Annotated in this window: 9 protein-coding genes; 3 read left to right on the forward strand and 6 right to left on the reverse strand. The window is 67.5% G+C overall.

The genetic code is table 11. The annotated features are described in order from the left end of the window. Positions 1–51 precede the first annotated feature (51 nt). Genes VNT59_RS00205 through VNT59_RS00215 form a run of 3 tightly spaced genes read left to right on the forward strand, consistent with a single transcriptional unit; the run spans position 52 to position 3,023 of the window. Positions 52–1,209 carry an acyl-CoA dehydrogenase family protein gene (locus VNT59_RS00205; RefSeq protein WP_325495444.1) on the forward strand — a complete coding sequence of 386 codons (1,158 nt, stop codon included), beginning with the start codon at positions 52–54 and terminating at the stop codon, positions 1,207–1,209. An 11-nt stretch (positions 1,210–1,220) separates the two neighbouring features. Continuing rightward, positions 1,221–2,222, forward strand: a complete 1,002-nt coding sequence (locus VNT59_RS00210) for an acyl-CoA dehydrogenase (protein WP_325495446.1) — start codon at positions 1,221–1,223, stop codon at positions 2,220–2,222. A 12-nt stretch (positions 2,223–2,234) separates the two neighbouring features. Next, the gene (locus VNT59_RS00215; protein ID WP_325495448.1) at positions 2,235–3,023 is read left to right on the forward strand and encodes a crotonase/enoyl-CoA hydratase family protein; all 789 of its coding nucleotides are present in this window, start codon (positions 2,235–2,237) and stop codon (positions 3,021–3,023) included. Between the two features lie 27 nt (positions 3,024–3,050). On the opposite strand, the gene VNT59_RS00220 is transcribed toward VNT59_RS00215, so the two are convergent. The 6 genes from VNT59_RS00220 to VNT59_RS00245 form a co-directional block, all read right to left on the reverse strand. Continuing rightward, positions 3,051–3,686: an ABC transporter ATP-binding protein gene (locus VNT59_RS00220; protein WP_325495450.1), complete on the reverse strand. Its 636-nt coding sequence runs from the start codon at positions 3,684–3,686 to the stop codon at positions 3,051–3,053. Continuing rightward, entirely contained in the window at positions 3,683–4,762 is a 1,080-nt protein-coding gene (locus VNT59_RS00225) for a hypothetical protein (protein WP_325495451.1), read from the reverse strand. Before VNT59_RS00225 ends, VNT59_RS00220 begins: the two co-directional genes overlap by 4 nt. Before the next feature lie 66 nt (positions 4,763–4,828). Further along, positions 4,829–6,193 (reverse strand): HlyD family type I secretion periplasmic adaptor subunit, encoded by a 1,365-nt coding sequence (locus tag VNT59_RS00230; protein WP_325495453.1) that lies wholly within the window; start codon positions 6,191–6,193, stop codon positions 4,829–4,831. 10 nt (positions 6,194–6,203) lie between these two features. Then, positions 6,204–12,560: a VCBS domain-containing protein gene (locus VNT59_RS00235; protein WP_325495455.1), complete on the reverse strand. Its 6,357-nt coding sequence runs from the start codon at positions 12,558–12,560 to the stop codon at positions 6,204–6,206. 25 nt (positions 12,561–12,585) lie between these two features. Then, positions 12,586–13,194 carry a hypothetical protein gene (locus tag VNT59_RS00240; RefSeq protein ID WP_325495456.1) on the reverse strand — a complete coding sequence of 203 codons (609 nt, stop codon included), beginning with the start codon at positions 13,192–13,194 and terminating at the stop codon, positions 12,586–12,588. Positions 13,195–13,211: 17 nt separating this feature from the next. Continuing rightward, positions 13,212–14,091: peptidase domain-containing ABC transporter (locus VNT59_RS00245; RefSeq protein WP_325495458.1), on the reverse strand; the 880-nt coding region annotated here is incomplete at its 5' end.

Here is a 14,091-nt window from a genome sequence, read left to right on the forward strand (position 1 = left end):
AGCCTTCTGCAAATTCGCGTGCGGCGCGATGATGGAGCCAGGAGTTGTCCAATGAGTACGCTCGATTCGCTCTCGCTCACCGCGATCCCGCCCGAGGACGAGGCGCTGCGCGGCCCGGTCCGCGCCTTCCTGGCCCAGGCCATGAAGAGCGTGCCGGCCCCGGTGCGGGCCAGGTCCTGGTCGGGGTACGACAGCAACTTCAGCCGCGAGCTCGGCCGCCAGGGCTGGCTGGGCCTGACGCTGCCCAAGGAATACGGCGGCGGCGGGCGCAGCCCGTTCGCGCGCTACGTGGTGGTGGAGGAGTTCCTGAACTGGGGCGCGCCGGTCGGCTCGCACTGGATCGCCGACCGCCAGAGCGCGCCGCTGATCCTGAAGTACGGAACCGAAGCCCAGAAGCGCCGCTACATCCCGCCCATCTGCCGCGGCGAATCGTTCTTCTGCATCGGCATGAGCGAGCCCAACGCGGGCTCCGACCTGGCCAGCGTTAAGACCCGCGCCACCCGCACCGGAGCGGGCTGGCTGCTCAACGGCCAGAAGATCTGGACCACCAACGCGCACCATAGCCATTTCATGATCGCGCTGGTGCGCACCTCGGGCAGCGCCGAGGACCGGCAGCAGGGCCTGTCGCAGGTGATCGTCGACCTGAAGCTGCCGGGCGTCACCGTGCGGCCGATCGAGGACCTGGCGGGCGACTCGCATTTCTGCGAGGTCTTCTTCGACAACGTGCAGCTGGCGGGCGACGCGCTGATCGGCGCGGAGGGCAAGGGCTGGGAGCAGGTGACGGCCGAACTCGCCTTCGAGCGCAGCGGCCCCGAGCGCCTGTATTCCAGCATCGTGCTGTTCGACGAGTGGCTGGCCTACATCCGCACCGACCGGGCGCTCACCGCCGAATCGCTGCGGCTGGCCGGCAAGGTGATGGCGCACCTGGCGCCGCTGCGGGCGATGTCGATCGCCGTCACCGCCAGGCTGGCCGCCGGCGAAAGCCCGGTCGTCGAGGCGGCGCTGGTCAAGGACCTGGGCACCGCCGTCGAGCAGCTGATTCCGGCGGCCATCGCCGACGACCTGTTCGGGCGCGACGCGCAGCGCGTGCCCCTGGAGTTGCTGCAGACGCTGAACTACGTGACGCAGGTCGCCCCCTCGTTCTCGCTGCGCGGCGGCACCCGCGACATCCTGCGCGGGATGATCGCGCGCGGCCTGGGCCTGCGCTGAAAGGAACCGGGATGGACGATCTTCTGACCCATGCCCTGCGCCAGCTGCTGCAGGACCAGTGCACGCCGACGCTGGTGCGCCGCATCGAACGCGGCGAAGCGCCGGCCGCGCTCTGGCGCAGGCTCGAGGAATCGGGCTTTGCCGACGCCCTGGTCGGCGAGGAACAGGGCGGCGCCGGCCTGGCGCTGCGCGAAGTGTTCCCGCTCATCGAGCTGTGCGGCTCGTTCGCGCTGCCGGTGCCGCTGGCCGAGACGATGCTGGCCCGCGCGCAGCTGGCGGCGATGGACCTGGCGCGTCCCGCCGGCAGCATCGCCTTCGCGCTGTGCGCCACGGCCGTCGACGGCGGCGGCCTGCGCTGCGCCCACGTGCCGTCCGGCCGCGTGGCCGACTGGGTGCTGGTGCAGCGGCCCAGCGAATGCCTGCTGCTGCCGGTGGCGCACGCCGCGTCGGCGCCCTCGGTGTTTCCGCTGGACGCGACCCTGGAATGGGGCGCGGCGGCGGTGGCAGCCGCGCCGCGCCTGCTGGGCCAGCACGATCTGGTCACCTTGCAGGCATGCGTCAGCGCGGCCCAGCTGGCCGGCGCGCTCATGAGCGTGTTCACGCGCACCCTGCAGTACGCCAACGAACGCAACCAGTTCGGCCGCCCGATCGGCAAGTTCCAGGCGATCCAGCACCAGCTTGCGGTGCTGTCGGAGCAGGCGGTCGCGGCGCGCATGGCGGCGCAGATCGGCTGCCACGCCGAGGGTTTCGCGCCCGACCGGCTGCGCGTGGCCGTCGCCAAGGCCCGCACCAGCGAGGCGGCGCTGGAAGTGGCGGCACTGAGCCACTCGATCCACGGCGCGATCGGCTTCACCGAGGCATACGACCTGCAGCTGTACACGCGCCGCCTGCATGCCTGGCGGCTGGTCGCCGGCTCCGAAAGCCACTGGCACGGCGTGCTGGGCCAGGAGCTGATCTACAGCCGCGAAGGCCCGTCCCTGGACCTGCTGCGCGCCACCACCGACATCGATTGAAGGAAAGAAACCATGGCATTCCTGAAGACCAGCCGCGACGGCAGCGTGCTGACGCTGACCATGAGCCAGCCCGAAACGCGCAACGCGCTCACCGGCAACACCGCGGTGGAGGAGTTCGTGCAGGCCTGCGCCGCCATCCGCGCCGACCGCGGCGTGCGCGCCGTGATCCTGACCGGCGAAGGGCCGGTGTTCAGCTCCGGCGGCAACGTCAAGGACATGCAGCGCTTCTTCCAGCAGCAGCTGTCGCCCGAGGCCATCCGCGAGGAATACCGCAACGGCATCCAGCGCCTGCCCAGGGCGCTGTACCACCTGGACGTGCCGGTGATCGCCGCCGTCAACGGCCCGGCGATCGGCGCCGGGCTGGACCTCACCTGCATGTGCGACATCCGCATCGCCAGCGACCAGGCGACCTTCGCCGAGAGCTTCGTGCGGGTGGGCATCGTGCCCGGCGATGGCGGCGCCTGGCTGCTGCCGCGCGCGGTGGGCCGCGCCAAGGCGGCCGAGATGGCCTTCACCGGCGAGGCGATCTCGGCCCAGGAAGCGCTGGCCTGCGGTCTGGTGTCGCGCGTGGTGGCGCCCGAAGCCCTGATGGACACGGCGATGGCGCTGGCCCGCAAGATCGCCGCCAATCCGGCCGGCGTGCTGCGCATGACCAAGCGGCTGCTGCGCGAAGGCGAGAGCGCGTCACTCGAATCGCTGCTGGAGATCTCGGCCTCGTACCAGGCCATCGCCCACATGGAGCCGGATCACCACGAGGCGGTGCGGGCGTTCGTGGAGAAGCGGGCGCCGCGGTTCTCGTGAATCCTGAAGCAAGGGGACGGCCGCACGTCAGGGGACCGAGATTCGCCTGAGCCGGTGCTCGTTCTCGCTGAGAGGCTCGTGGCTGGCGATCACCCACGCCTGGGTCGGTGCGGTCCAGGCCATTCGCAGCGCTGAGACCGCATAGCGCAGCGACGGCTCGTCGAGCCCGCTGAGCGGCTCATCCAGGAGCACCACCGGCGTGCCGACCGCCAGGGCCGCCGTGATGGCCAGCTTGCGCTGGCTGCCTGTCGAGAGTTCGCGCAGCGGCGAAGCCATGAACGCCGACAGACCGAATCCGTCGATGTGGCCTGGCACCTGGTCGTGGTCGAATCGCGGATAGAGTCCGCGCAGAAATCCAAGGTATTCACGCGCCAGCAGGTGGTCGAAGGGGAGCGGGCCGGGGCCGCACCAGAAGACATGGCGCCGGTACTCGAGCGGATGTCGATCGGCGTCGATACCGAGGACGGCACGCCGCCCCCGGCTGGGCGACAGCGCGCCGGCGAGCAACTTGAGCAAGGTCGACTTCCCGCTGCCGTTGGGCCCTTGCAGCGATGTCGCGCCGCGGCCGAACGCCATGGACCACGATTCGAAGACGTGGCGCGTCGGGTACGAGAAGGTCAGTCCTTCGACCTGCAGCAGCGGGTCGGCCGGGGCGCCCCTCATGGCGCGAGTTCGCTGGCCAACGCGACGCCCAGCGCCAGCGTGACCAGCCAACGTGCGGCCTTGGCCGCCGGATCGGTCTGGACGATGAACGCCTCGACCGTCCAGCCGGTGATGCTCGCCGCCGCGTACGCCCAGACCACCGCGGCCCGGGCCGGTGACGTGAACAGCTGCGCGACCAGCATCGGCATGGTGACCAGCGCCGGCAGCAAGGCGATGGCGGACGGGATCCGTCGCAGGATGGCGATGTCGAGCGGCAGTGCCAAGCAGGCGGGGAGCAGGGCGGCGAACTCCCGGCGTGCGATGGCGCTGCAGCGCGATACCGCGACCAGCGATAGCGCCGAGTATCCGGCGGCCCACCAGCCAGCGTGCGCGCTCCAGAGCGCGCTGCCGGCGCATGGCAGGAGCAGCGCCAGCGTGTCGCGCACGAGCGCGCGCCGAGTCTGCCGGGCCGGCCCGCGCACCAAGGGCGTCCAGACGAGCGCTGCGGCCCATGGGACTGTCGCCACTGCGCCGTCTGCTGCGCCCGCGCGCGGCGCGGACCGCTGGCGCGCGTCGGCCGAGGCGCAGCGCAGATACTGCAGCAGTGCCACGCCGACGACCGCCGATGCCAGGACCGCGATCGACAAGGCGACGAGGGCGCCCGTGCGCAGCGGTCTGAACCACCCGGGGTCTTCACTCACGATCACTGCGGTTCCGGCGGCACAGAGCAAGGTCAGCGGGGTCAACCCGAACGCGACGACCTGGAGGTCCGACAGCAGCTGGTCGCGCCTGCGAATCGGCAGCGCCCGCTCGGCTTGCGCCCACTGCGGATTCCACAGCAGCGGCCGCATCGCCCAGACCAACCCACCGCCAGCGACGGCGTACCCCAGGACGGCGGCCCAGATCCAGCTGCCGTGCGCGAGCGCCCAGTACAGGGGCAGCACGACGCCAGCGGCCATGGCCGGCCCGCCGATGCCGGCTACGGCCAAGGCCACCACCATGGACGCGAACCAGCGGCGCTGAAAAGCACGCAGCGCGCTGCGGCAGTAGCGCAGACGCACGGAGCGATACGGCACGCGTGAAAGCGGGTCTCTCATGCGGAGTGGATGCGGCGATCCCGACAGAGGGAGCTCGGGGACCCCTGGGCGACCGGCACGCACCTGCTATCGCTCGCGCGCCGCTTCGTGGAACGCCTTGCGGATCGGCGACAGCAGGTACTCCAGTACGGTGCGCTCTCCGAGCTTGATCTCTGCGAAAACTTGCATGCCCGGTGCGAGGCGATACCGTACTCCGTCGGCCAGCAGTTCCTGCTGGCTCAGGGCAACCGACGTCCGGTAGGCGAGCGGCATGGCCTGCGGGCCGGGGGCGCTGCCCTGGTCCGGCGCGGCAGCATCCGCGGCGACCTGCTCCACCGACCCCTCCAGCATGCCGTATTTCTGGAACTGGAACGCGGCGAGCTTGAGCTTCGCCGGTTGGCCGCCGCGCACGAATCCCACATCCTCGTTCGACAGCCAGACCTCCGCGACGAGCGATTCGGCCGCCGGCACGAGCGTCATCAGGATCGTGCCCGGCTGCACGACCGTGCCCGCCGTGTGCGTGGCAAGGTCCTTGATCCGCCCGTCCTGCGGTGCCCTCAACTCCAGCAGGGCGTGGCGGTGATCCTGTTTGGCCAGCTCCGGCCGCAGCTTGTCGAGCCGCTGCGTGATCTCGGCTCGCTCGGCCTGCAATTGCCGGATGGATTCGCTTTTCAGCTGTGCGATCCGGCGATCGAACAGGACCATGTTGGCTTGCTCGCGCGCGACGACGAATGCCTGGGCCTCGTTGTCGCGCTCGCGCTCGATCCGCTCGCGTGCCTTGTCGTCGGCCATGATGCGCCCGGCAAACCCCTCTTCGACCAGCTTGCGAAATGCTTCGTCCTGCTGCCGGTAATGCGGCAGGGTCTGTTCGAGCTTGCTCTTGGTGGCCTGCGCCGCTGCCATCTCCTGCCGCGACCGTTCCCAGGATGCCCGCTCCTGCGCGATCGCTGCTTCCAGAGCCGACCGGTTGGCCGCGAGCTGGGCCTGCGCCTGCTGCAGCAGCTGCGGTGGGTCGCCCGGCTCCGCCTGCAGGGGCCGGCCCTGCAACTGGGCATCGATGCGACGCAGGGCGATCGACTTCTGCTGCAGCTCCGTCGCCAGCGCCTGCAGGTCCGCGGCCGAGAGCGTCGCATCCATCCGCATCAGCAACTGCCCGCGCTGTACGCTCTGCCCCTCGGAGACCAGGATCTCCTTCACGATTCCGGCCTCGGCCGGCTGCACGATCTTCAAGGCCGTGTGCGGTACCAGCTTCCCCGGCGCGACGGCGACGACGTCCAACGTGGCCGCCGCCGCCCATCCGATGGTGGCCGCGACGAGCGCCAGCGCGGCCCCCAGCACCGCGCGCGGCATCGGCCGCGGCGGCGTGGACTGCACGCGGAGGATCTCAGGGGCGAACTCGGCAGGATCGATGCTCAGCGGCTGCCTCGCCGAGCGGGCCGACAGGAGGTTCATCGACCGCCGCTCACGCCGCGATCTGCCGGAGGCCTTCCCTGAGTCCCTGCATCGCCGACAGCGGCTGCGCGGCAGCCCCTGCGGTCAGCGGGTCGACGCCACGCGCGACCGAGCTGCCGAGGAAGCCGGTGCCGCTCCATCCCGGAGCGCTGCCGAGATCGCCGACAAAACCGCCGGCGTCGCCACCCAGGTGCGCCAGGAGTCGTTCGTCCATGGCGGCCCAGCGCGCCACATAGCTGTCGATGGGCGCTTCGTCGCCGCTGGGCGGTAGCCACGCCTTCGACAACGCCACCCGGAGCATCGGAGGCTCGGAGGAAGCGGTGTCGGCGCCGCTGCTCGTGCCCGCCGCGGCGGGTGGCACCTGCCAGTCCGTCACTGGTGCGGCGCCGTCCATGATCGCCGGCGTTGTGGCCGCCGCCGCAGCGGACGCCGACCGCAGCTGGCCATTGCCCGTGGTGCCGTTGCCGTTGCCGTTGTTCCCGGCGCCATCAACGACGACGGGCTCGGCATCGTCACCCAAGTGGGCGCCGCTGCGCGGGCGCACCTCAATCGGCGCCGGTGCGGCGTGCACTTCCGCCGGGTCGGCCATCGTGACCTGCGCAGCGACCGGTGCCTCGGTAGCGTGGTACCGTCCGCCGCGAGCGCCCGGGTCGCCGGGGCCGGTCCCGGGACCGTCGTTGAAGTCGGCTTCCTGGCCGGGGGGCGGCGGATCTTCACCGTTGCCGACGCCCTGGTTGCCGGTGCTGCCACCGCCACCGCCGCCGCCACCGCCACCGCCACCGCCACCGCCACCGCCGTCGAAGCTGAGGCGGAACACATCGGCGGCGGCAAGGTTGCCGGTCGAATCGCTGCCCGTGCCGACCCGATCGGTAGCCGTGACCCGTATGTCAAGGTACCCGGTGGCGGTCCTGGGCACGCGTCCGCTGAAGGTGCGCGTCGCCGCATCGAAGGAGAGCCAGCTCGGCAACGCTTCGCCGTCTGCGAGTGATGCGCTGTACGACAGGGTGTCGCCCGCGTCCACGTCGACGAAGCTGTCCGACGGGACCTGCCAGCTGTACGAGGTGTTCCCGGACGTGGCGGCGCTCTGGTCGGGCAGCGGGACGGAGACGACAGGCGCGTCGTTGCGCCCGGCGATGGCGATATCGAATTGCGAGGCGACGTTCACCACGCCATCGTTGACCGAGTACGTGAAGCGGTCGGTGGCCAGCTGGTTGCGGCCGAGTGACTGGACCTGGGCGGAGGCATTGTTCAGCGTGTACGAGAAATTACCGTCGGGTGCCAGGTCCAGGTGGCCGTAGGTGCCACCCAGCGTGCCAGGCGGATTCACGTGCAAGACAGTGCCGGCGTCCACGTCGGTGTCGTTGGCGAGCAGGTTGCCGGTGACAGGCTGCGTATCGTCTTCGGCAATGGCGGCACTGTCGGATTGGACCATCGGCAGGTCGTTGACGCCGGCAACGCTGACCACGATCGCCGACGTGGCGCTGGCTGCGAAGATCGGATCGTCGTCGGTCGCGGTGTAGGTGAACGTGTCGGTGACGCGCTGGCCCGCCGCCAGCGACTGCACCGCCGCCGTGGAATTGTTCAGGGCGTACGCGAAGCCACCGGCGCTCTGTAGCGTCAGCTGCCCATAGGTCCCGGCGAACTGTCCCGGATCCGTGATGCGCAGCGTGCGTCCTTCGGGATCGGCATCGTTGGCAAGCGCATTGCCCGCCGCTTGCAGCACTCCGTCTTCGCTGACAGTCACGTTGTCCGGAGCGAGGAGCGGCGGCTGGTTGCGCGACAGCAGATCCGCCACCGCCGCCCGGTCCAGCAGCGTTCCATCGCCGAGTCCGAGCGTCCACAGCGGTGCCGGACTGGCGAACCACTCCTTGAGCGTGAGGCGATCGGCCGTGCCGGTGATCGACAGCAGCAGGTCGTTGCCGCTGCGCGCCAGTTTCAGCTGGGCCTGGGTGACGCCGTTGCGCAGCAGCACCATGTTGCTGCCGATGCTGTCGATGACGGTGTCCTGCCCGTCGCCGGTGCCGAACTCGTAACCGTCGTCACCGTCACCGCCTTGGAGCAGATCGCTCCCAGCGCCGCCGGCCAGCAGGTCGTTGCCCGTGCCGCCGGTCAGCTGGTCGTCTCCAAGGTCGCCGTACAACGCATCGTCGCCGTTGCCGCCATCGATCAGGTCGCCCCCCGCGCCGCCGAGGACGTAGTCGCCACCGTCGCCCGCGGTGACCGAGTCGTCGCCCGCCCCGGCGTCGGCGACGTCGTTGCCCGCGCCAAGGTCCACGACATCGTTACCGTCGCCGGCGACCACCGCATCGTCTTCCTCGTACGCGTCGATTCGGTCACCGAGCGCCGTTCCGTACAGCTCGTCCGCTCCAGGCGTGCCGCGGATGCGGAAGCCGCGCGACTCGATCAGCTGCTGTCGCGTGAACACCCCGTCGGTGAACTGGAACAGCTCGATGGCGCCGTCGAGCGGATGCGCCGGGTCGAAGTCGTCGAGGTGAACTTCGCCGCCGCCCGGTACGCTGATCTTCAACGAGCCCACCCCGAGCTCGACCTGGAACGAGCTAATGTTGCTGAAGACGAAGCGGTCGGTACCTCCGCTGTCAGAGACGTGGTCGATCCCCTCGCCGGAGCCGTAGAAATACAGGTCGTCGCCCCCGCCGCCGATCAGCTGGTCGTCGCCGGGTCCGCCGTACATCTGGTCGCGGCCGCTGCCGCCGACCAGCGTGTCGTTGCCGTCCTGGCCGTAGAGCTTGTTCAGACCTTCGCCGCCTTCGAGCAAGTCGTCGCCCAGGCCGCCCACGAGCTGGTCGTCGCCGAGGTCGCCCGCCAGCATGTCGTTGCCAGCTTCGCCGAACAACACGTCCGCGCCGTCGCCACCGGACAGATCATCGTCGTCGGCGCCGCCCTGGAGTTGGTCGTTGCCGGCGCCTCCTACCAGGACGTCGCTGCCGCCGTCGCCGAGCAGCAGGTCGTTGCCGTCGCCGCCGTCCAGGTAATCGTCGCCATGGAACTGCGCAGCCAGGTCGCCACCGTTGCTGTCGCCAAGGAGCGTGTCGTTGCCCGCGCCGCCGAACATCGTGTCGGCGCCACCGTTGCCGATGAGATTGTCGTCGCCGTCCTCGCCGTCGAGGTAGTCGTCACCGTGGTTGGCGCCTGCCAGGGCGGTGGGGGTGGTGTCGCCCCACAGCGTGTCGTTGCCGGCGCCGCCGAAAAGAGTGTCGTCCTTGCCGCCGCCTTCCAGGAAGTCGGCACCATCCTCGCCGTCGAGATAGTCCTCCCCTTGGTATTCCGGCGCCAGCGCCGCGGTGCGCTCGTCGCCATACAGCTTGTCGTCCCCGATGCCGCCGTAGAGTGCATCGTCCTTGCCACCGCCGATCAATGTGTCGTTGCCATCTTCGCCATCCAGGTAATCCGCGGCCCACACGAGCGCGTTGTCCGCGGGGCCAGCGACGAAACTGGCGCTCGTGTCGCCCCACAAGGTGTCGTTGTCGGCGCCCCCGTACAGCGTGTCCTCTCCCGCGCCGCCTTCGAGGTAGTCGTCGCCCGCCTCGCCGTCGACGTAATCGTTGCCGTGGTACGCGAGATTCACATAGGTGGACGAAGTGGTGGGTCCACTGGAGTCCGCGGCGATCTGGTCCCTGCCTGCGCCGCCGAAGATCTGGTCCGCGCCGCCGCCGCCGAGCATGGTGTCGTCGCCGTCGCCGCCATCCAGGAAGTCGTTGCCATGGTTCGGCGCGCTGACGCTGTTGAGGAGGCCCGCGCGAATGGAGCCGTCGCCGTCGATGAAGTCGTTGCCGAGGCCGCCCTCGAGCACGTCCGCTCCGGCCAAACCGTCGAGTTCATCGTTGCCGTCGCCGCCCTTGGCTCGGTCATCGCCCCACCCGGCGATGACCCAGTCATCGCCCGCACCCGCATCGATCGTGTCGCCATCGCTGTTGATGAGGGTTGCCCCCATGCCCTGCCACACGGTGTTCCCGTTCAGCGTGTAGACGCCCCAGGTCGGCGCGCTGGCCAACACCTGCGCGCCCGCCGGTGGCAGCCACGCTTCGGTGGGGCTGAGACGCTGCGGTGCGTTGGTGTTCCCGCTGGAGCTGATGAAGTCTCTGCCATCGCCGCCGCGGATATCGTCGGAGCCGGAGCCGCCGCCGATCAGGTCGTCCCCGGCGCCGCCGTCGACCTCGTCGTGGCCGGCGCCGGCCGCAAAGGCGTCGTTGCCGCCTCGGCCGTCGATCTTGTCGTTGCCGGTGGTCGCATAGATCACGTCGGCGAAGTTTGCTTCGTAAACGCCTCCGGTCAGCGTGCCATCGGGCGACCACTCAGTGGTTTGCCAGACGTAGCCCGAGCCGGGCGCCGCTGCCGGATGCTGGTCGCCGAGGAAGGTCAGGCTGGTGGTGCCGGTGTCCCGCAGGGTGAGCGCCCAGGTGTTGCTCTCGGTGGCCTGGTTCTGTCCCTGGTACGCCACACTGAGCGAGCCGACCGCGTCGGTGTCCAGCCCGCCTTCCTGCACCAGCGCGAACGACACCGTCGTCTGGCCTTCAGCCAGGGGAATCACGGCACCCTCGGCATCGACGGTCGTGGCGCCGTTGACCAGCTTCAGCTGCTTGCCGGTGAGGCCCTGGAGATTGAGGCTAATCCTCTCGCCCAACTTTGCGGCCGTACTGAGAGCGACAGTGAAAATCGAGCCGCCGCCTTCGATCATCCGAGTCTGTCCGCCTGCGAGATCCGCGAGCTTGGCGTTGAAGTTCCCCCAGAAGCTCGGCGCACCACCTTGTACCAGCGCGACCCGAGGCGAGCTATCGAGCTTGATGCCGAGGTAACCAGCCCCCTCGGTTGCCATTGCATAGTCGAATCGCTCGACTTTCACCGAGGCCCTGGCACCAACATTGCGAATCGTCAATGTTCCCAGCTGACCACCTTGCGTCGTGGTGTACGCGTAAAGCTCGCCGTTCTCTCCGACCCACTGGTCACGCTTGCCATTGCTTCGGCCGCCAGGCAGCACATGCCCGCTTTCCGTGGTGAGTTGTCCTTCCCCCGCCAGATCGTCACGAATCACGTCACTGCCATTCCCCACGACGTAGGTATCGGCGCCTGCGCCTCCGAGCATTAGATCCCCGCTGTCACCGCCTGTGAAGCTATCGGCGCCCAGGTTCCCGACGAAGATCTGGCTCTTGCTTGAGTCTCTTGCGATGGCTGTTCCGCCCGAACTGCTCGTAGCAACGTTCCACTGTTGATACGCCGTTAGCCCTGCCGTGCTGCGACCGGTGCTTAAAGGGTCCAGCCAGAGTCTCGTGTAAGAGGCCGCCTTGTCGAGAGCCCCCGTGAGGCCCGCGCCTTTCGCAGTGGTGTATTGCAGCACGCCACCGTTCAAGTCGAATAACTCATCTCCGCCGTAGTTGTTTCCGTTCCAGTAATACCACTCAATTGCCTGAGCCAGTAATGAGTCTTGTGCTTGTGCCGTCAACGCACTTGAGCTGTTTCCGAATTTCTGTAGGTCCGCCGAGAAGTGGGTGAGCTTGCCATTAGCAGGAGATGCTTGTTCGCTTCTGATCAAGTCAAGAAGAAAGTTGCGTGATGTAAGACCTTGGGTTTCTGGTGAGTAATATCGGTCGGACAGGATGAGGGGCATGCTCCTCGGTACCTGCGCAGTCGCAGCCGCAAAGGACGGGTTGAGAAGCCCGGCGGTGAGGAGTGCCTGGGAATGCATGGCGAACTGGGTTACGTGATCATCCCCAAACTTCACTGGCGTGTTCGCGCCTGCGCCGTATATGGTGTTGGCGTTTGTACGGCCGTATTGGAGAAATTCGCCCACTGCATAGTAGCTTTCGACGCGCGCTTCTCGATTTAGGAAGTCTCTGGAGGGGACGTAAGAGGTGAGGCTGCTTGGGATGGGTAGCCCCTTTTCCGCAATGTAGGTCACGATGTTTTGTATGGAAAACACGCCTTCGGCCACCAGTTGAAACGGAGCTGGGTCGAACACGATTGCTGGACGGTCAAATATGACCGCCATGATTGACGCCAAACCGCCGCCTAGGCTATGGCCTGTGAAGCTGATCTGACCGTCGGGGTATTGCTTCGCGACGGCTGCGTACACTGCCGCAGCCTGTCTGGCCTGCGAGGAGGCGAGGCCAACATACATGGACACATTGTTGAGCCCGTCCCATCCCATCATCCCGCTTGCACCGTCAGTGCCGCGATACGAAATTACTATCTCGCTTCCGTTCTTGAAGACTTGATAGGAGAAACCATCTGTCTCGGGGAGTGGATCAAGTACTTGGGTCCAAAGCGGGACCGGCAGAGGTAGGTTTTGAGGCGCGACCGCAGTGTCATACACGCGTAGCGCCAGTATGGCGGCGAGCGATTTATCGATCATCTCGTTCTCCAGTTAGCAATTGAGGTCACGAACCGAACTGCTGCAGGCAGGAGCCTTCCTTATAGGACGGGTCAATGCGGGCTCGCGGCGCGAAGTCAGCGTTGTGAATCACATCTCGGGATGCGCGGTCTGCACGGGTGTATCGCTGTTTTCTATCTTCATTTAGCCTCGGGAGGCTAGCCATAACGTTCGCAGAAATGTTGTATAGCCAAGGCTCAATTTTTTGGGGCCAAGTCCACGTGCTGCCGCTTGCGTCAGGAATTAGCTGTACGTAGTGAGGAATGGCGCAAGTAAAACTGTTTTGCTGGTCCCAGGCATAGCTCGAGGCGGGGGCTACGAGCACGGGGATCCTCGTTAACGGCGAGATCGCGATTACCGCCACATCAGCTCTGCCCGTGTACCTGTAGTTCTTGTGTTGATATTCGAACCGGATCGTCTGCTCGCGCGTGGGCCTCATGCCGATGTCGAATGGATTGCCCTGTGAGCCCAGAGGAGCCCACGGCATGCTGCGCTCGATCCAGATGGTTTCGCCCGTGTTCAGCGGAACCTCTTCCTCCCAGGTAATCGTTCTCGTACACCCGCTCGTGCAAAGCAGCAGCAGCGTCGTTGCCGCCCAAGGGACCAGATGGAGCACGCGACTTCTTCTCTGACTCACTCCGCAACCTCCTGTGGAACGGATGGCGCCGGGCCTTCCGGTCTTGTCATTCCCACGATCACCGTCTCGTCGACATGCAGGCCTTTCGGCATCTGGTGCGCGATGAAGATGATGGTGACTTTGCCCCTGAGCTGGTTGATGGTTCTCGCGAGCGACGCTGCCGTCTGCACGTCGAGGCTGGACGTTGCCTCGTCGAAGATCAGGATACGGGGCCGTTTGAGCAGCGCGCGAGCGATCGCGATTCGCTGCTTTTGCCCGCCCGAAAGACCGACACCATGCTCACCGATCTCCGTCTGATAGCCCTGCGGCAGATGCTCGATCACTTCGTGGATCTCGGCCATGGTGCATGCCTGCACGATCTGCTCAAAGCTGGCATGGGGATTGGCCATCTGCAGGTTCTCGTAGACCGTGCCGGAAAAGAGGACGGTCTCCTGCGGCACCACGCCGAACCTGGCACGAAGTTCGTTGGCGGAAAGATGGCGCAGGTCCGTTCCGTCCAGCAAGATGACCCCTTCGGTGGGGCGGTAGAACCCCAGCAGCAGCTTCGCGAGCGTGCTCTTGCCCGACCCCGACGGGCCAACGAGCAGCGTCGTGCTCCCCGCCTTGAACGATAGCCAGAGGTCGCGATACAGCCACGGGTGCTCGGGGCTGTAGCGGAAGCTGATGCCATTGACGCTGACGGCACCGATGCCTGCGCTGGTACGTGCCGGCAGCAACGAGTACGGCTCGGCAGGTGCGTTCATCACGTCGCCGAGGCGCTGCACGGACAGGTTGGCCTGCTGGAATTCCTGGTACAGGCCCACCATGCGCAGCAGTGGCTGCGACAGCCGGGTGGCAAACATCTGGAAGGCAACCAGCATGCCGATGGTGAAGCCG

The sequence above is a fragment of the Ramlibacter sp. genome (assembly GCF_035554825.1).
Taxonomy (GTDB): Bacteria; Pseudomonadota; Gammaproteobacteria; order Burkholderiales; family Burkholderiaceae_C; genus Ramlibacter.

Coding starts and splice junctions, on each gene's coding strand:
- VNT59_RS00205 (WP_325495444.1), top strand. CDS start 52: ATGAGTACGCTCGATTCGCTCTCGCTCACCGCGATCCCGCCCGAGGAC.
- VNT59_RS00210 (WP_325495446.1), top strand. CDS start 1,221: ATGGACGATCTTCTGACCCATGCCCTGCGCCAGCTGCTGCAGGACCAG.
- VNT59_RS00215 (WP_325495448.1), top strand. CDS start 2,235: ATGGCATTCCTGAAGACCAGCCGCGACGGCAGCGTGCTGACGCTGACC.
- VNT59_RS00220 (WP_325495450.1), bottom strand. CDS start 3,686: ATGAGGGGCGCCCCGGCCGACCCGCTGCTGCAGGTCGAAGGACTGACC.
- VNT59_RS00225 (WP_325495451.1), bottom strand. CDS start 4,762: ATGAGAGACCCGCTTTCACGCGTGCCGTATCGCTCCGTGCGTCTGCGC.
- VNT59_RS00230 (WP_325495453.1), bottom strand. CDS start 6,193: ATGAACCTCCTGTCGGCCCGCTCGGCGAGGCAGCCGCTGAGCATCGAT.
- VNT59_RS00235 (WP_325495455.1), bottom strand. CDS start 12,560: ATGATCGATAAATCGCTCGCCGCCATACTGGCGCTACGCGTGTATGAC.